Origin of the sequence: Sphingopyxis witflariensis (assembly GCF_002205635.1) — a bacterium.
GTDB classification, from domain to species: domain Bacteria; phylum Pseudomonadota; class Alphaproteobacteria; order Sphingomonadales; family Sphingomonadaceae; genus Sphingopyxis; species Sphingopyxis witflariensis.
In genome coordinates this window covers 115,307-131,139 of record NZ_NISJ01000008.1, presented here as the reverse complement: position 1 = coordinate 131,139, position 15,833 = coordinate 115,307, and the positions used below count along the sequence as shown (strand labels likewise).

At 64.4% G+C, this 15,833-nt stretch carries 17 protein-coding genes; 11 read left to right on the top strand and 6 right to left on the bottom strand.

The annotated features are described in order from the left end of the window. The first annotated feature begins 26 nt into the window (after positions 1-26). From CDQ91_RS14770 to fghA, 6 genes are read left to right on the top strand one after another with little or no spacing between them, the layout of a single operon-like run. Positions 27-1,139 carry an S-(hydroxymethyl)glutathione dehydrogenase/class III alcohol dehydrogenase gene (locus CDQ91_RS14770; protein WP_088473492.1) on the top strand — a complete coding sequence of 371 codons (1,113 nt, stop codon included), beginning with the start codon at positions 27-29 and terminating at the stop codon, positions 1,137-1,139. A gap of 7 nt (positions 1,140-1,146) precedes the next feature. Further along, positions 1,147-1,530 (top strand): VOC family protein, encoded by a 384-nt coding sequence (locus tag CDQ91_RS14765; protein ID WP_088473491.1) that lies wholly within the window; start codon positions 1,147-1,149, stop codon positions 1,528-1,530. Next, a complete protein-coding gene (gene purU, locus CDQ91_RS14760; protein ID WP_088473490.1) occupies positions 1,530-2,399 on the top strand; it encodes a formyltetrahydrofolate deformylase in 870 nt (289 codons plus the stop codon). The genes CDQ91_RS14765 and purU overlap by 1 nt, the downstream gene beginning before the upstream one ends. 50 nt (positions 2,400-2,449) lie before the next feature. Continuing rightward, positions 2,450-2,830, top strand: a complete 381-nt coding sequence (locus CDQ91_RS14755) for a VOC family protein (protein ID WP_088473489.1) — start codon at positions 2,450-2,452, stop codon at positions 2,828-2,830. Between the two features lie 3 nt (positions 2,831-2,833). Next, positions 2,834-3,340 carry a prolyl-tRNA synthetase associated domain-containing protein gene (locus CDQ91_RS14750; RefSeq protein WP_336579974.1) on the top strand — a complete coding sequence of 169 codons (507 nt, stop codon included), beginning with the start codon at positions 2,834-2,836 and terminating at the stop codon, positions 3,338-3,340. After that, positions 3,337-4,185, top strand: coding sequence for an S-formylglutathione hydrolase (fghA, locus tag CDQ91_RS14745; RefSeq protein WP_088473488.1), 849 nt, complete (start codon positions 3,337-3,339; stop codon positions 4,183-4,185). The genes CDQ91_RS14750 and fghA overlap by 4 nt, the downstream gene beginning before the upstream one ends. 149 nt (positions 4,186-4,334) lie before the next feature. Here the strand turns inward: fghA and CDQ91_RS14740 are convergent, their stop codons facing one another. The 5 genes from CDQ91_RS14740 to CDQ91_RS14720 form a co-directional block, all read right to left on the bottom strand. Beyond that, positions 4,335-5,312 (bottom strand): quinone oxidoreductase family protein, encoded by a 978-nt coding sequence (locus tag CDQ91_RS14740; protein WP_088473487.1) that lies wholly within the window; start codon positions 5,310-5,312, stop codon positions 4,335-4,337. Positions 5,313-5,410: 98 nt separating this feature from the next. Further along, positions 5,411-7,297 (bottom strand): DEAD/DEAH box helicase, encoded by a 1,887-nt coding sequence (locus CDQ91_RS14735; RefSeq protein ID WP_088473486.1) that lies wholly within the window; start codon positions 7,295-7,297, stop codon positions 5,411-5,413. Between the two features lie 66 nt (positions 7,298-7,363). Further along, entirely contained in the window at positions 7,364-8,542 is a 1,179-nt protein-coding gene (locus tag CDQ91_RS14730; RefSeq protein ID WP_088473485.1) for a BaiN/RdsA family NAD(P)/FAD-dependent oxidoreductase, read from the bottom strand. Positions 8,543-8,549: 7 nt separating this feature from the next. Further along, on the bottom strand, positions 8,550-8,729 hold the full coding sequence (locus tag CDQ91_RS14725; RefSeq protein WP_088473484.1) for a hypothetical protein: 180 nt from the start codon (positions 8,727-8,729) through the stop codon (positions 8,550-8,552). Further along, positions 8,726-9,202: a GreA/GreB family elongation factor gene (locus CDQ91_RS14720; RefSeq protein WP_088473483.1), complete on the bottom strand. Its 477-nt coding sequence runs from the start codon at positions 9,200-9,202 to the stop codon at positions 8,726-8,728. The genes CDQ91_RS14725 and CDQ91_RS14720 overlap by 4 nt, the downstream gene beginning before the upstream one ends. Before the next feature lie 125 nt (positions 9,203-9,327). Here CDQ91_RS14720 and CDQ91_RS14715 point away from each other — a divergent pair, with 125 nt between their 5' ends. After that, complete coding sequence (locus CDQ91_RS14715; protein WP_088473482.1) at positions 9,328-10,086, top strand: head GIN domain-containing protein; 759 nt, start codon at positions 9,328-9,330, stop codon at positions 10,084-10,086. A gap of 43 nt (positions 10,087-10,129) precedes the next feature. Continuing rightward, positions 10,130-10,840: a head GIN domain-containing protein gene (locus CDQ91_RS14710; RefSeq protein ID WP_088473481.1), complete on the top strand. Its 711-nt coding sequence runs from the start codon at positions 10,130-10,132 to the stop codon at positions 10,838-10,840. A 123-nt stretch (positions 10,841-10,963) separates the two neighbouring features. Here the strand turns inward: CDQ91_RS14710 and CDQ91_RS14705 are convergent, their stop codons facing one another. Continuing rightward, the gene (locus CDQ91_RS14705; RefSeq protein ID WP_088473480.1) at positions 10,964-11,770 is read right to left on the bottom strand and encodes an SDR family oxidoreductase; all 807 of its coding nucleotides are present in this window, start codon (positions 11,768-11,770) and stop codon (positions 10,964-10,966) included. Positions 11,771-11,890: 120 nt separating this feature from the next. Between CDQ91_RS14705 and CDQ91_RS14700 the strand changes: the two genes are divergently transcribed. The 3 genes from CDQ91_RS14700 to secA all read left to right on the top strand — a co-directional run bounded on the left by CDQ91_RS14700 (position 11,891) and on the right by secA (position 15,792). Beyond that, positions 11,891-12,583 (top strand): energy transducer TonB, encoded by a 693-nt coding sequence (locus CDQ91_RS14700; protein WP_088473479.1) that lies wholly within the window; start codon positions 11,891-11,893, stop codon positions 12,581-12,583. Positions 12,584-12,675: 92 nt separating this feature from the next. Further along, positions 12,676-12,945, top strand: coding sequence for a hypothetical protein (locus tag CDQ91_RS14695; RefSeq protein ID WP_088473478.1), 270 nt, complete (start codon positions 12,676-12,678; stop codon positions 12,943-12,945). A 111-nt stretch (positions 12,946-13,056) separates the two neighbouring features. Next, positions 13,057-15,792, top strand: a complete 2,736-nt coding sequence (gene secA, locus CDQ91_RS14690) for a preprotein translocase subunit SecA (RefSeq protein ID WP_088473477.1) — start codon at positions 13,057-13,059, stop codon at positions 15,790-15,792. Positions 15,793-15,833 lie beyond the last annotated feature (41 nt).

Here is a 15,833-nt window from a genome sequence, read left to right as displayed (position 1 = left end):
AGAACAGGAAGAATAGGATCGAAGCCATGAAGACCCGTGCCGCCGTAGCGTTCGAAGCCAAGAAGCCACTTGAGATCGTCGAACTCGACCTTGAGGGGCCGAAGGCGGGCGAGGTTCTGGTTGAGATTATGGCGACGGGGATTTGCCATACCGATGCCTATACGCTCGACGGCTTCGACAGCGAAGGCATCTTCCCGAGCGTGCTCGGCCATGAGGGCGCGGGCATTGTGCGCGAAGTCGGCGCGGGCGTCACCAGCGTCGTCCCCGGCGACCATGTCATCCCGCTCTACACCCCCGAATGCCGCCAGTGCAAAAGCTGCCTGTCGGGCAAGACCAACCTCTGCACCGCGATCCGCGCGACGCAGGGCAAGGGGCTGATGCCCGACGGCACGACGCGCTTCAGCTACAAGGGCCAGCCGATCTTCCATTATATGGGCTGTTCGACCTTCTCGAACTTCACCGTGCTGCCCGAGATTGCGGTCGCGAAAATCCGTCAGGACGCGCCGTTCCAGTCGAGCTGCTACATCGGCTGTGGCGTGACCACCGGCGTCGGTGCGGTGATCAACACCGCCAAGGTGCAGGTCGGCGACAATGTCGTCATTTTCGGGCTCGGCGGCATCGGGCTCAACGTGATCCAGGGCGCGCGCCTCGCGGGCGCCGACAAGATCATCGGCGTCGACATCAATCCCTCGCGTGAGGAATGGGGCCGCAAGTTCGGCATGACCGAGTTCCTCAACTCGAAGGGCATGAGCCGCGAGGAAGTCGTCGCGGCGATCGTCCAGATGACCGACGGCGGCGCCGATTACACCTTCGACGCCACCGGCAATACCGAGGTGATGCGCACCGCGCTCGAAGCCTGCCATCGCGGCTGGGGCACCTCGATCATCATCGGCGTCGCCGAGGCGGGCAAGGAGATTGCGACGCGACCGTTCCAGCTCGTCACCGGGCGCAACTGGCGCGGCACCGCTTTCGGCGGCGCGAAGGGCCGCACCGACGTGCCGAAGATTGTCGACATGTATATGCAGGGCAAGATCGAGATCGATCCGATGATCACCCACGTCATGGGCCTCGAAGAGATCAACAAGGGTTTCGACCTGATGCATGCGGGCGAATCCATCCGCTCCGTCGTCGTCTTCTGAGGCCGGCATGTTCAGCCATGTCGCGCTGGGCGCCGACGATATCGAAGCCGCGCGCCGTTTCTATGATGCAGCACTGGGTGCGCTCGGCGTCCCGCCGGGGACCGTCGATGCATGGGGCCGGTTGATCTATTCGCATGCCGGCGGACGCTTCCTGATTACCAAGCCGCTCAACGGCGAAGCGGCGCATGGTGCCAATGGCGGAACGCTGGGCTTCGCGGCCGCGTCGACCGATGCGGTCGATGCGTGGCATGCTGCGGGTGCGGCGAACGGCGGCAGGATGATCGAGGATCCGCCGGGCATCCGCCACGGAACCGAGGGCCGGCAGCTTTATCTGGCCTATCTGCGCGATCCTGCGGGCAACAAGCTGTGCGCAACGCACCGGGTCGCCTGATGGAAACGCAATCGCCCGCCTTTGTCCTCACCTTCAGCTGCGTCGATGCGGTCGGCATCGTTGCGGCGGTGACCGGGTTGCTCGCAGAGCGTGACGGCTTCATCCTCGACAGCCAGCAATATGCCGACCTCGATTCGGGACGCTTTTTTATGCGCGTCGCATTTCGTGGTGCGGGGCCGGCCTTTCCGGATGATCTCGCCGGGATCGAAGCGGCCTTTGCTCCGATCGTTGAACGCTTTGCGATGGACGCGCGAATCAGCGACAGCGCCGCCAAGCCGCGCTTCGTCATTGCGGTTTCGCAGGGGAGCCATTGCCTCAATGACCTTCTCCATCGCTGGTCGACGGGCAATCTGGCGATCGATATCGCGGGTGTGGTGTCGAACCATGAGCATCTGCGGCGCCTGACCGAATGGCATGGGGTGCCCTTTCATCATTTACCGGTCAGCGATGCGAACCGTGCCGAACAGGAAACGGCGATCCTGCAGGTCATGGCCGATGCTGGCGCCGACTATCTGGTTCTCGCACGCTATATGCAGGTGCTGTCGAGCGAGCTGTCGGCAAAGCTCGCGGGGCGTTGCATCAATATTCACCACAGTTTCCTGCCGGGATTCAAGGGCGCGAAACCCTATCATCGCGCGCATGAGCGCGGGGTCAAGCTGATCGGCGCGACCGCGCATTTCGTCACCGGTGACCTCGATGAGGGGCCGATCATCGAACAGGCGGTCGAGCGGGTCGACCACCGCAACAGCGTCGAGGATCTGATCCGCACCGGCCGCGATATCGAGGCGCAGGTGCTCGCGAAAGCGGTGCGCTGGGTTGCCGAACAGCGCGTGCTGATCGACGGGCGAAAGACAGTGGTTTTTCGCTGAGACAGCGCGCACAGTTCCGTAGCGATTCGCAACGAAAAAAGGAGAGAGCGATGTACAGCCATAATATGGTCGGGGCGAACGACCTCGACGCGGCAAAGAAATTTTATGATGCGACCTTCCAGGCGCTCGGCGGCAAGCCGGCGATCCAGGACGACAAGGGCCGCCTCATCTATATGCACAATGGCGGACTGTTTCTTGTCACCCCGCCGATCGACGGCGAACCGGCAACGGCTGGCAATGGCTGCACCATCGGCTTTGCCGTGACCGGTCCCGAACAGGCCGACGCATGGCATGCGGCGGGCGTCGCTGCTGGCGGCAAGGCGATCGAAGACCCGCCGGGTGTGCGCGAAGGCAATGGTATGAAAATGTATCTCGCCTATCTGCGCGACCCGACCGGCAACAAGGTCTGCGTCATGCACCGCATGGTCTGACCCATGATGCGCGGCGAAGCGGGATTGCTGGCGGACCTGGGTGCGCTCGCGGTCCCCTTCGCCGCCCATGAACATGATGCGGTGTTCACCGTCGCCGAGAGCGACGCGGTGCACGCCGCCATGCCGGGGGCCCATACCAAAAATCTGTTTCTGAAGGATGCTGGCGGAGCATATTGGCTCGTCACGGTGCCCGCCGAAGCGCGCGTTGACCTGAAGGCCCTGCCCGCCGCGATCGGCAGCAAGCGCGTGAGCTTTGGCAAAGCCGAGGATATGGAGCGTCTGCTCGGCATTGCGCCCGGATCGGTGACCCCGCTCGCCGCGATCAACGCGGCACCCGGAAGCATCGCGGTCGTTCTCGACGTCGGGCTGGCGGTGTCCGATCCGGTTAATGTCCATCCGCTGCGCAACACCGCGACACTCGGGCTTTCGGGGGTGGCGATACTGGACCTGCTACGCCATTGGGGGCATGCGCCAATCATTGTCTCCATTCCCGTGCAGGAACCCAAATGACCCTCGAAATCCTTTCGACCAATCGCAGCCATGGCGGGACGCAAGGCGTCTATAAGCACGCTAGTACCACCACCGGCACCGACATGAGTTTTGCGGTCTTTGTCCCCGATCATGCGCCGGGCGCGAAGCTGCCGGTGCTTTGGTATTTGTCAGGGCTGACCTGCACCCACGCCAATGTGATGGAGAAGGGCGAATATCGCGCCGCCTGCGCCGAGCATGGCGTCATCTTCATCGCGCCCGACACCAGCCCGCGCGGTGAGGGCGTCCCCGACGATCCGGAGGGTGCGTGGGATTTCGGGCTGGGCGCGGGCTTCTATGTCGATGCGACCGAAGAGCCGTGGGCGGCGAATTACCGAATGCGATCCTATGTCGAGGATGAGCTGCCGTCGCTGATCCTGCGCGAGTTTCCTGCCGCCGATATGACGCGGCAGGCGATCAGCGGCCATTCGATGGGCGGGCATGGCGCGCTGACCGTAGCGCTGAGGACGCCCGATCGCTTCCGTTCCGTGTCTGCCTTTTCGCCGATCGTCGCGCCTTTGCAATGTCCGTGGGGGGAGAAGGCGCTGTCGAATTATCTGGGCGAGGATCGCGCGGCGTGGAGCGTCTATGATGCGTGCGCGCTTATCGCGGGCGGGGCGCGGGTGCCCGACCTGCTGGTCGATCAGGGTGAGGCTGATGGTTTTCTGGCAGAGCAGTTGAAGACGCATTTGCTGGTCGAAGCGTGCGAGCTGGCTGGGCAGAAGGCCGAGATCCGTATGCAGCCGGGGTATGATCACAGCTATTATTTCATTTCGAGCTTCATGGCCGAGCATGTTGCATGGCATGCGGAGCGGTTGAAGGCTTAGACCGCAATGACTTTGCGTTGATTATCCTCGTCATTGCTAGGAGCGAAGCGACGCGGCAATCTCCAGTCATCGATCGTGCGCAGGGCTGACGGCTGGAGATTGCTTCGCTTCGCTCGCAATGACGATACAAATCAAGCCGGAAGGGATGTTTAGGGTATCAACAAAGTCGAACCCGTTGTCCGCCCCGCCTCCAGATCGGCATGCGCCCTTGCTGCATCCTGCAGCCCGTAACGCTGGCCGACGGTGATTTGCACCGCGCCCGATGCGATCATCTCGAACACCCGCGCGGCGCCGGCGGCGCGCTCGCCGGGGTGGAGATAATAGTCGAACAGCGTCGGGCGGGTAACGAATTGCGAGCCATGCTGGGCGAGGATGCCGAGATTGACCCCGGTTACAGGCCCGCCGGCATTGCCATAGCTGACGATCAGCCCGCGCCGCGCAGTGGCTTTCAGTGAGACATTCCATGTTGCCATGCCGATGCCGTCGAAGGTCACGGGCACGCCCTGACCGTCGGTGATCTCGCGGACATGCGCGGCGACATCATCCTGCTTGTACATCAGCACATGGTCGGCGCCGGCTTCGCGCGCGGCGTGCGCCTTGGCTTCGGTGCTGACAGTGCCGATCACCGTCGCGCCGACCGATTTCAGCCACTGGACGAGGATCAGCCCGACGCCGCCTGCGGCGGCGTGGACGAGCACCGGCCAGCCGGCCTCGACCTTGGCGCAGCGTTCGACGAGCATCTCGACCGTGCACGCTTTGAGCAGCGCAGCGGCGGCGGTTTCATCGTCGATATTTGCGGGGAGTTTGAACAGCGACGCGGCGTTGAGGATACGCGCGCTGGCATAGGCGTTGCGTTCGGGGCCGAAGGTCGCGGCGCGGTCGCCGGGTTTGAAGCCGGTGACGCCTTCGCCGACGGCGATGACTTCGCCGGCCGATTCGACGCCGAGCCCGCCGGGTAGCGCGATCGGATAGGTGCCGTCGCGGTGATAGGTGTCGAGATAGTTGAGCCCGACCGCAGTCTGGCGGAGCAGGACTTCACCCGGACCGGGCTTGCCCAATGTGACCGTGCGCCAGTCGATGACCTCGGGGCCGCCCTGGCTTTCGATAAAGGCTTCGATCGCTTGCATCGCTGCTCTCCTGCTGTCCGGCCCATTTGGGGCGGCGGGGAGGGCGGCGCAAGGGCGGTGCGATCAAAGCCCCTCCCCCGGGGAGGGGTTGAAGACGCTTAGCGGGTGGGCTTGCGCGGTCCGCCCTTGTTGCCAAAGGGCTTCGCCTTGTATGGCGGCTTGCCGCCCGGGCCGCGGGGACCAGCGCGATCGCCGAAGCCGCCCGGGCCACGCGGGCCCGAACGATCGCCGAAGCCGCGGTCGCCGCCGGGCGCGCGGCCCAGCGTCGAGCGCGGAGCGCCGTCGCGCGGGCCGCCCTGATGGCCACCTTTATCGCGGCGCGGCGGATAGGTCGGGCCGTCGGGTGCGGGGGTGATCGCGACGCCGCTGTCATCCTCGCCATCGGCATTGGCGCTGCGCAGCACCGCCTCGGCAAAGCGATCGGCGATCGCGCGCGGGATGTTGAACATCGTTTCCTTGGGGCCGATGCGGATTGCACCAATCTCACCCTTGGTCACATGGCCACGGCGGCAGAGCAAAGGCAGGATCCAGCGCGGATCGGCATTCTGGTGGCGGCCGATGTTGATCTTGAACCAGACGGCATCCTCGAAGCCTTCGCGTTCGCCGCCAGCGCCACGCTCGGGGCGTTCGAAACGCTCTCCGCGCTCAGGGCGGCCGGCGCTGTCGCGGCCGCGCGGGCTGTTATCGAGCAGATCCTCGGGCGGCGGCATCAGCGCGCGGTGCGCGCGGACGAGCGACGCGGCGATATCTTCGGCGCTGCGTTCGGCCATCAGGCGCTGCGCGAGTTCCAGATCCTCCGGCTCATGCTCGACGGGGGCAAGCAATTTCTCGATCAGGCGTTCCTGATCGCGCTTGCGCACGTCGGCGGCGGTCGGGGCGTCCATCCATTCGGCCTCGATCCGCGCACCGCGCAGCATGCCGTCGACGCGGCGGCGGCGCGGATAGGGAACGATGATGACCGCGGTGCCCTTTTTGCCCGCGCGGCCGGTGCGGCCCGAACGGTGCTGCAGGGCTTCGGCGTCGCGGGGGATTTCGACATGGACGACGAGGCTGAGGGTCGGAAGATCGATGCCGCGTGCGGCGACGTCGGTCGCGACGCAGACGCGGGCGCGGCGATCACGCAGCGCTTGCAGCGCGTGGTTGCGTTCGTTCTGGCTATGCTCGCCCGACAAAGCGACGGCGGCGAAGCCGCGCTCGACGAGGCTGGCGTGGAGGCGACGGACATTGTCGCGCGTCGCGCAGAACAGCATCGCGGTCTCGGCATCATGCAGGCGCAGCAGGTTGACCACCGCGCCTTCGATGTCGGCGGGGGCGACGGTCACGGCCTGATAGGCGATGTCGCCATGGCCGCGATCTTCGCCGACGGTCGAGATGCGCAGCGCATTTTGCTGATAGCGCTTGGCGAGCTGAACGATCGGCTTGGGCATCGTTGCCGAAAAGAGGAGGGTGCGGCGCGTCGCCGGGGTGGCGTCGAGAATTTCCTCGAGATCGTCGCGAAAGCCCATGTCGAGCATTTCGTCGGCCTCATCGAGCACCGCGACGCGCAGCGCCGAGAGGTCGAGTGCGCCGCGTTCGAGGTGATCGCGCAGGCGGCCCGGGGTGCCGACGACGACCTGTACGCCCTGACTGAGCGCGCGGCGTTCCTTGCTGGCGTCCATGCCGCCGACGCAGGTCGCGATGCGCGCGCCCGCCTTGGCATAGAGCCAGCTGAGCTCGCGGCTGACCTGGAGTGCGAGTTCGCGGGTCGGTGCGATGATGAGCGCGAGCGGCGAGGTCGCGAAGGGCATTTTATCGCCCTCGAGCAGCTGATCGGCCATCGCGAGGCCAAAGGCGACGGTCTTGCCGGAGCCGGTTTGCGCCGACACGACGAGGTCACGGCCCTGCGCTTCTGATTCGATCACGGCGGACTGGACGGGGGTGAGGGCTTCATAGCCGCGCGCGCTGAGCGCGTCCGAAAGGACGGGGGACATATTTTCAAAAGACATTATGATCTCAATAGATTGCCGTCACCCAAGTGGGTGGGGGCAGAGGGACAAGGGGTTAAATCGGGTTCAAATCGCCTGGCCCGCAGCGTGTCCGCTGGCCCAAGCCCATTGAAAATTATAGCCGCCTAACCACCCTGTGACATCTACGGCCTCGCCGACCGCATACAGGCCGGGAATGGTTTTGGCCACCATTGATTGCGATGACAGCCCCGCGGTGCTGATTCCACCCACGGTCACCTCGGCCTTGGCAAAGCCTTCGGTGCCATTGGGATGGAAGCTCCAGCGCGCGAGACGCGCCTCGGCATCGGTCAATTTGCGGTCGGTCTGGGCGGCGAGTTCGCCGGGCAGCGCCAGCCGTTCGGCAAGCGTTTCGGCGAGCCGGTCGGGAAGCTGTGCGCCGAGCACCGCACGCACGGTCGCACGCGGACGGTTGCGCTTGGCGTCGAGCAGCCAGCCCGATGACATGTCGGGGAGGAAGTCGATCGTCACCGGCTCGCCGTGACGCCAATAGCTGCTGATCTGGAGGATCGCCGGACCCGACAGCCCGCGGTGGGTGAAGAGCGCGGCTTCGCGGAATACCGCCTTTCCCGCACGCGCCGCGACCGGCGCGGCGATGCCGGAGAGCTCGCGGAACAGCACATCGTCGCCGCCCAATGTCAGCGGGACGAGCGCGGGGCGCGGCTCGACGACCTTCAATCCGAACTGGCGTGCGAGGTCATAGGCGAAGCCGGTTGCGCCCATTTTGGGGATCGACGGGCCGCCGGTCGCGATGACCAGGTTGGGGGCGGTGAAGCGGGTGTCGCCGAACTGAACGCCGAAACGGCTGTCGGCGTGGGTCACTTCGCCGACCGGCTGGCCGACACGGACATCGACCCCGGCTTTGGCCGCTTCGTCGAGCAGCATCGCGACAATCTGTTTCGCCGATCCGTCGCAGAAGAGCTGGCCCAGCGTCTTTTCGTGGTGCGCGATGCCATGCGCGTTCACCAGCGCGATGAAATCGGCGGGCGTGTAGCGCGCGAGCGCCGACTTGGCGAAATGCGGGTTCGCCGAGATGAAGCGGTCGGGTGCGGTGTTCACATTGGTGAAGTTGCAGCGCCCACCGCCCGAAATCAGGATCTTCTTGCCGACCGCATCGGCATGGTCGAGCAACAACACGCGCCGCCCGCGCTGTCCCGCGGTCGCGGCGCACATCAGACCGGCCGCGCCGGCACCCAGCACGATGGCGTCAAAGTCAGGGATGGACATAGGGGGCCTAGCGCAGCTTCGCGATCGGGAGGCTGTCGGCCTTGGCGCGGTCTTTCACCGATTCCTCGCTACGCGTCAGCGCCTTGGCGATGGCTTTGAGCGCCATGCCCTTTTTGGCGAGCGTGTGGAGCTTGTCGATCTCGGCCGCGGTCCATGGCTGGCGATGGCGTTCGAACTTGTCCTTCATGCCTGTACCTCCGGGTCGGCGTGGGCGGCGAGGATTTCAATCGCATCCTCGCGGTCCTGATAGGCGACGCTCTCGCCCGCTTCGGCGCCCATCATCGCGCGGGCGAGCGGGGCCGAAAACGCGATGTGGCCACGCGCCGGATCGGCCTCGTCGCCGCCGACGATGGTGATCGTGCGTTCGGCGCCGTTGAAGCGATAGGTCACGCGCGCGCCGATGCCGACGCTGCCGTCGGCGGGCGGGGCCTGAATCTCTGCCGTGATGTCGCGGGTGGCGAAGTAGCGCAGCTGGCGCTGGAGCTTGTTGCGCGGCTCTTCTTCGGCGGTCGCGGCGACCAGCGCGTTCAGTCGGACGATTTCTTCGCCGAGCAGGCGCTTGCCGCGCGGGGTCACCAGGTTGGGGCCGACCGCGATGGGCAGCTCGAACGCCGGTTCCTTATGCTCGTCGTCGCTTTCGCGGCGAAACGCTACGCTCATCGTTGGTCTCACTGGTCGAGGGGAAGAAGCGCCTTTGTACTGCGAAGGTGGCGACAAGATGGCAGGGCTGCTGGACAGCCTCGATCATCGTGTGTTATGTTTACAATACACAAAGGAGATTTGCGATGCGGAACTGGATGATGGCGATTTTGCCGCTGGCGCTTGTGACGGGTTGCGGCGGCACGGCACCGGGCGATCAGAAGCAAGGTGAGCAGAATGAAGCGGGGCCGCCCGCTCAAGTCGGACCGATCGTCAGCCAATCCTATGCGCTGGCCGGCTTCACCGGCGTTGAGGTTTCCGGGCCCGACGATGTCACCATTCGCCAAGGCGACGCCTTTTCGATTACCGCGCGCGGTCGCAAGGAGACGCTCGACCGGCTGGAGATCAAGCTCGACGGGACGCGCCTGACGATCGGACGCAAGCGCGAGGGCTTCCAATTAGGCAGCCGCGACGAGAATGATCTGGATATCGCCATCACCATGCCACGGTTGAGTGCGGTGCGGCTGACCGGATCGGGGTCGATCGACGCCGACCGCATTGAAGGCGACGCGGTCGAGGCCGAACTGACCGGGTCAGGCGACCTGAAGATCGCGAAGCTCAGCGGCAAGCGCGCCGAAATCACCCTGTCGGGGGCGGGCGATGTCGAAATCGCTGGCGGAACGATCGGGGCGGGTGATGTCAGCGTGACCGGCGCGGGTGATGTCGATGCCGAGGGTCTGGTCGCCACGAATCTTGCTGTTTCCATCACCGGGTCGGGTAATGTCGAGGCACAGGCGACGGGCACGGCCGATGTCCGCATCCTGGGATCGGGCGATGCGAAGATCGGCGGCGGCGCGACCTGCACGACCAAGCAGGTGGGTTCGGGCACCGCGACCTGCAAATGACGATTGCATGGCGCCGCCGCGGCGAAGCGGCTAGAGCGGCGTCATGACCCATGACCTGCGATGGGCCGCGATCGCGGCCGCGACACTGCTTGTTTCCAGCCCCGCGACGGCAGCGGAAAAACGCTATGGACTGACCAGCTTCGAAGCGATCGAGGTTATGGCCGATGTCGCGGTCGAAGTGACGACACGCGCACCAGTGAGTGCCGTCGCGACCGGACCGCAGGACGCGCTTGATCGGATCAGCATCGAAGCGCGCGACGGCAGGCTGGTGATCAGCGAACGCAAATTCGCCGGCGATGAAAAGCGCCGGACGCCGCGCGGCGCGGTGACGATCCGTATCAACGCCGCCAATCTGCGTTCGGCGATGCTGGCCGGCGCGGGATCGTTGCAGATCGACCGGTTGAAGGGAACGCGCGTTGCGATCGGACTGCGCGGCCCGGGGCGGGTGTCGGTTGGCACGATAAGCAGCGACCGGCTGTCGGTCGCGATGGTCGGCAATGGTGCGATGACGCTGGGCGGCAAGGTCAAGCAGGCGCAGATGAACCTGTCGGGCGCGGGCAGGGTCGATGCCGCCGCTCTGGCGGTCGATGCGCTGACCAGCGACAGCGAGGGCGCGGGCGAGCATATGCTGCGCGCGGTCAAGACCGCCGCGATCACGGCGCGCGGAGTCGGAAAAACGGTAGTGCTCGGCAAGCCGGTGTGCACGGTTCGCAATATTGGCAGCGGCACGGTGATGTGCGGGACTGGGAAGTAAGCGGAACTTTTACTTTCCCGTTCGCATCGAGCGAAGTCGAGATGCCGTGAGGCCTTGCGCAGACGATGGGCGTCTCGACTTCGCTCGACGCGAACGGAAATGGGGTATTTCGCGCCTGAGAGGCTAGTGCCCCGAAACCGCGCCCAGCCGATCGATCTTCTTCGCCTGGCGCATGATTAGTCCGGGGAACCAGCGCGCGATGCGCGCCATGCGTTTGGCCATCTTGCCCACCGGCGTATGGACCCGGTCACCATGCACCGCCTCCCACGCCGCCTCGGCGACGCGTTCGACCGGGGCGATTTCGAAGCCGCCGGCCGACAGACGCTCGCGCGCCGGTTCGTTGCTGTCGGCGCTGACCTGATCGAGCAGCGGTGTGTCGATGAAGCCCGGCATCAGCGAACGGACCTTGATGCCCTCTTTCGCAAATTCGATCTCCAGCGCCTCGGTCAGCCCGCGCACCGCGAATTTGGTCGCTGAGTAGACGGCAAGGCCTGCGACGCCATAAAAGCCCGATGCCGATCCGGTGTTGAGGATCGTCGACCCCGGCGTCGCGCGCAGCAGAGGCATCGCGCAATAGACGCCGTTGACGACGCCGCCGAAATTGATCGCGATCAGCCGGTCTGCCTCGGCGGGGTCCATGTCCAGATATTGGCCGCCCGATCCGATGCCGGCATTGTTGAACAGAACATCGAGCCGCCCGCCGCTGGCCGAGGCAAAGGCGTCGAGCGCGGCGTTCCACTGGTCGCGGTCGCGCACATCCATGACGTGACGCGACGACGCGCCGTCGGGCAGCAGTGCCGCGGTTTCGTCGATTCCCTGCACATTGACGTCGGCGATGCCGACGAACCAGCCCTGACCCGCAAAGTGGCGCGCGACCGCGCGGCCGATCCCCGATCCGCCGCCCGTGATGAAAATCGCCTTCCGCGCCATTGCACTCTCCCTCTTTACATTCTTGTCAATAGATGGTGCGAAGCCGTGTCGCGCGTCAAGCGGCAATTGGGGCTTGGCAAGCTTTCGTGGGACTGTCAGGCGCAAGCGATACGGGCTGAAATGGGGGAGAAGCGGGCAATGCTGTTTGGAGGATTTTCGTTTCTGTTTGTGGCCGGGCTCGCTGCGCCCTCCGTTGTGGCACCTCCTGCGCCACCCTCAACAGCCAGCCTTGCTGTTCAAGGCAGGCCCGCCAGCAATCCCGGGACATGGGTAACCACTGGTGACTATCCGGCGATCGCCATGCGCGAGCGGCGTGAGGGGGCGACGGGTTTCCGCCTGACCTATGATGCGAGCGGCGTGCCGCAGAAATGCGATATTATTTCCAGCAGCGGTCATGCCGTCCTCGACGCCAGGACCTGCGAACTGGTGATGATCCGCGCGCGGTTCGAACCGGGCAGGGATGCTGCGGGCAGAGCCTTGGGAGGCACTTACAGCAATCGCGTGCGCTGGTCGCTTCCCGAAACCGGACCGGATATGGGCGAGCCCTTTCCCTTTGCCGAATCGGGCAATATGGCGCTCGACTATCTTGTCGATGCCACGGGGGCCGTCGCGCGCTGCGACGTACGTATTCACGGGCTTGTCGGCGAGGGGGCGGATCAATCGGACGTCGGCGATCCCTGTGTGGAAATCCGGGCGGCTGCGCCCTATCCGCCGCCGCATGATCGGGATGGAAAGCCGGTGGCCAGACGCTATCGTATGACGATGGATGTCATCGTCGAGGATATCGGTGCGGAAGACACGCCGCCGAAATGATGTCGTGAATGCTAGACGTTGCGGGGCTTTCACCCTATGTTCAGCGTAGAGCGCGCTATAACTGGTGCGTTCGACGTAATGAGGGGCTTTTCTTGCGGTTGTTGCTGACCCTTTTGGCATTGCTGACCGGCTTGGCGACCGCCGACCGGGCCGTTGCCGCGCCTGCCGTCCCGGCGGCGATGGGGGCGCTTGTCCTGCTCGCCGAGACGGGCGCGCAGGCGGAGATCGGCGACAGCGAACGTCGCCCGGCCGCAACCACCCCGACGCGGCGCACGTCCAGCGGCTCCGGCCGCAAGACGCGCAAAGCCGCCGCGCCGCATCTTCCCGGATTTCTCACCGGCAGCGACCGCGCGCTCGAATAGCCGCGCCGTCCCGCGTCCGCGTGCGGACGCCGCCCCGACATGTGGGGCCCTGATCCATATTCTGACGGCCGTCCGGCCGCGATAACCGTATAAATATCCAAGGAAATTTCTATGTTTGCTGGCCTCGCCAAGAGCCTTTTCGGTTCGTCCAACGACCGTTATGTCGCCTCGATCCGCAAGATCGTTGAGAAGATCAATAGCTTCGAACCCGCGCTGGAAGCGCTCGACGACGACGCGCTGCGCGGACAGACCCAGTTGTTCCGCGACCGGCTGGCAGGCGGCGAGACGCTCGACGATATTCTGCCGGAAGCCTTTGCGACGGTGCGCGAGGCGGCAAAGCGCACGTTGAAGATGCGCCATTTCGACGTCCAGATGATCGGCGGTATCGTCCTCCATCGCGGCGAGATTTCCGAAATGGCGACGGGCGAAGGCAAGACGCTGATGGCGACGCTGCCCGCCTATCTCAACGCGATCGAGGGCAAGGGCGTCCATGTCGTGACGGTCAACGATTATCTCGCCCGCCGCGACGCCGAGTGGATGAGCGCGGTCTATGGCTTCCTGGGCCTGTCGACTGGGATCATCGTCCCGAACCTCAACGAAATGCAGCGCCGCGACGCCTATAACGCCGACATCACCTATGCGACGAACAACGAGCTGGGTTTCGATTATCTGCGCGACAATATGAAGTTCGACCGCCAGCAGATGGTCCACCGCGAATTCAACTTCGGCATCGTCGATGAGGTCGATTCGATCCTGATCGACGAAGCGCGTACGCCGTTGATCATCTCTGGCCCCACCGACGACAAGTCGGAGCTGTATATCCGCGTCAACGAGGTGGTGCTGAAGCTCGGCGAGGATGATTATGAGAAGGACGAAAAGTCCAAATCGATCAACCTGACCGAAGACGGTACCGAGCATGTCGAACGCCTGCTCGAGGACGCCGGCCTGCTTCAGGGCAATAATCTCTACGACATCGAAAACACCCAGATCGTCCATCACGTCAATCAGGCGCTGAAGGCGATCGTGATGTTCCGCATCGACACCGACTATATCGTCAAGGACGACAAGGTCGTCATCATCGACGAATTCACCGGCCGCATGATGGACGGGCGCCGCTGGTCTGACGGCCTGCATCAGGCGGTCGAGGCGAAGGAGGGCGTGCATATCGAGCCCGAGAACCAGACCCTCGCATCGATCACCTTCCAGAATTACTTCCGCATGTATCCGAAGCTTTCGGGCATGACCGGCACCGCATCGACCGAGGCGGCCGAATTCTTCGACATCTACAAGATGAACTGCGTCACCATCCCGACTAACCGGCCGATCGCGCGGCAGGATGACGAGGATGAATTCTACAAGAATATCACCGACAAGTTCGGCGCGATTGCGCGCACGGTCCGCGAGGCGCAGGACCGCGGCCAGCCGGTGCTGGTCGGCACCGTGTCGATCGAAAAGTCCGAGCTTTTGTCCACCTTCTTCGAAAAGGAAGGCGTCGCGCACAGCGTCCTCAACGCGCGCTTCCATGAGAGCGAGGCGCATATCGTCGCGCAGGCGGGGCGCACCGGCGCGGTCACCATCGCGACCAACATGGCGGGCCGTGGCACCGACATCAAACTCGGTGGCAATGAAGAGTTTCGCATCGACGACGAACTGAAGGATGTGCCCGAAGGCCCCGAGCGCGAGGCCGGCATTGCGCGTATCCACGCCGAGGTCGCCGCCGAACGCGAAGCGGTGGTCGCAGCGGGCGGGCTGTTCGTGCTGGCGACCGAGCGCCACGAAAGCCGCCGTATCGACAACCAGCTGCGCGGCCGTTCGGGTCGTCAGGGTGACCCGGGCCTCAGCAAATTCTACCTCTGCCTCGACGATGATCTGCTGCGCATTTTCGGTCCCGACACGCTCTTCTCCAAGATGATGAACAAGAATCTGGAGGATGGCGAAGCGATCGGATCGAAGTGGCTGTCGAAGGCGATCGAGACCGCGCAGAAGAAGGTCGAAGCGCGCAACTATGACATTCGCAAGCAGGTCGTCGAATATGACAATGTCATGAATGACCAGCGCAAGGTCATTTACGAACAGCGCGGCGAGATCATCGACAGCGAAACCGTCGACGAGGTGATGATCGCGATGCGCGCCGAAACGGTCAATGCGATCGTCGCCGACGCGTGCCCGGCGGGCAGCTATCCCGAGCAGTGGAATATCGAGCAGATGAAGGAGCGGACGCAGCATATCCTCGACCTCGACCTGCCGATCGACGCCTGGATGGAGGAAGACGCCGTCGACCCCGAAATGTTCGAGCTGCGCATCCAGGAACAGGCCGATGCCGTCGCCGCCGAAAAGGCGGCGCAGGTCGACGAGGAGACATGGAAGGGTATCGAGAAATCGGTGCTGCTTCAGACGCTCGACCATCACTGGAAAGAGCATCTTTCGACCCTCGATGCGCTGCGTCAGGTGGTCTTCCTGCGCGCCTATGCACAGAAACAGCCGATCAACGAATATAAGCAGGAAGCCTTTGCGCTGTTCGAACGCATGTTGTCGAACATTCGCGAGGATGTGACGCGGACCATCGCCCGGCTCGAGCTGCGCATGGACGAACCCGAACCGATGCCGCTTCCCGAGCTGCCGGACTTTCTGACCACGCATATCGATCCCTTCACCGGCGACGACAACAGCGCCGACATCGATGATGGATCGATCGGGGTGATCGCCAACACGCTGCCGCCGATGCAGATCCCGCGCCCCGATATGCCGCAGGGTGAAAATCCCTATGCGGACCTCGAACTCAGCCGCAATGCGCCGTGCCCGTGCGGTTCGGGCCGCAAATATAAGCATTGCCACGGGGTGATTTGACGCGACGACTCCTCTTTATCTTCGTCACCCCGGGCCTGACC

What these genes read in the sequence shown, in the direction of transcription:
- CDQ91_RS14700 (WP_088473479.1), top strand. Translation starts at nt 11,891, where the DNA reads ATGGGGGAGAAGCGGGCAATGCTGTTTGGAGGATTTTCGTTTCTGTTT.
- CDQ91_RS14765 (WP_088473491.1), top strand. Translation starts at nt 1,147, where the DNA reads ATGTTCAGCCATGTCGCGCTGGGCGCCGACGATATCGAAGCCGCGCGC.
- CDQ91_RS14720 (WP_088473483.1), bottom strand. Translation starts at nt 9,202, where the DNA reads ATGAGCGTAGCGTTTCGCCGCGAAAGCGACGACGAGCATAAGGAACCG.
- CDQ91_RS14770 (WP_088473492.1), top strand. Translation starts at nt 27, where the DNA reads ATGAAGACCCGTGCCGCCGTAGCGTTCGAAGCCAAGAAGCCACTTGAG.
- fghA (WP_088473488.1), top strand. Translation starts at nt 3,337, where the DNA reads ATGACCCTCGAAATCCTTTCGACCAATCGCAGCCATGGCGGGACGCAA.
- purU (WP_088473490.1), top strand. Translation starts at nt 1,530, where the DNA reads ATGGAAACGCAATCGCCCGCCTTTGTCCTCACCTTCAGCTGCGTCGAT.
- CDQ91_RS14725 (WP_088473484.1), bottom strand. Translation starts at nt 8,729, where the DNA reads ATGAAGGACAAGTTCGAACGCCATCGCCAGCCATGGACCGCGGCCGAG.
- secA (WP_088473477.1), top strand. Translation starts at nt 13,057, where the DNA reads ATGTTTGCTGGCCTCGCCAAGAGCCTTTTCGGTTCGTCCAACGACCGT.
- CDQ91_RS14735 (WP_088473486.1), bottom strand. Translation starts at nt 7,297, where the DNA reads ATGTCTTTTGAAAATATGTCCCCCGTCCTTTCGGACGCGCTCAGCGCG.
- CDQ91_RS14715 (WP_088473482.1), top strand. Translation starts at nt 9,328, where the DNA reads ATGCGGAACTGGATGATGGCGATTTTGCCGCTGGCGCTTGTGACGGGT.
- CDQ91_RS14705 (WP_088473480.1), bottom strand. Translation starts at nt 11,770, where the DNA reads ATGGCGCGGAAGGCGATTTTCATCACGGGCGGCGGATCGGGGATCGGC.
- CDQ91_RS14740 (WP_088473487.1), bottom strand. Translation starts at nt 5,312, where the DNA reads ATGCAAGCGATCGAAGCCTTTATCGAAAGCCAGGGCGGCCCCGAGGTC.
- CDQ91_RS14755 (WP_088473489.1), top strand. Translation starts at nt 2,450, where the DNA reads ATGTACAGCCATAATATGGTCGGGGCGAACGACCTCGACGCGGCAAAG.
- CDQ91_RS14750 (WP_336579974.1), top strand. Translation starts at nt 2,834, where the DNA reads ATGATGCGCGGCGAAGCGGGATTGCTGGCGGACCTGGGTGCGCTCGCG.
- CDQ91_RS14730 (WP_088473485.1), bottom strand. Translation starts at nt 8,542, where the DNA reads ATGTCCATCCCTGACTTTGACGCCATCGTGCTGGGTGCCGGCGCGGCC.
- CDQ91_RS14710 (WP_088473481.1), top strand. Translation starts at nt 10,130, where the DNA reads ATGACCCATGACCTGCGATGGGCCGCGATCGCGGCCGCGACACTGCTT.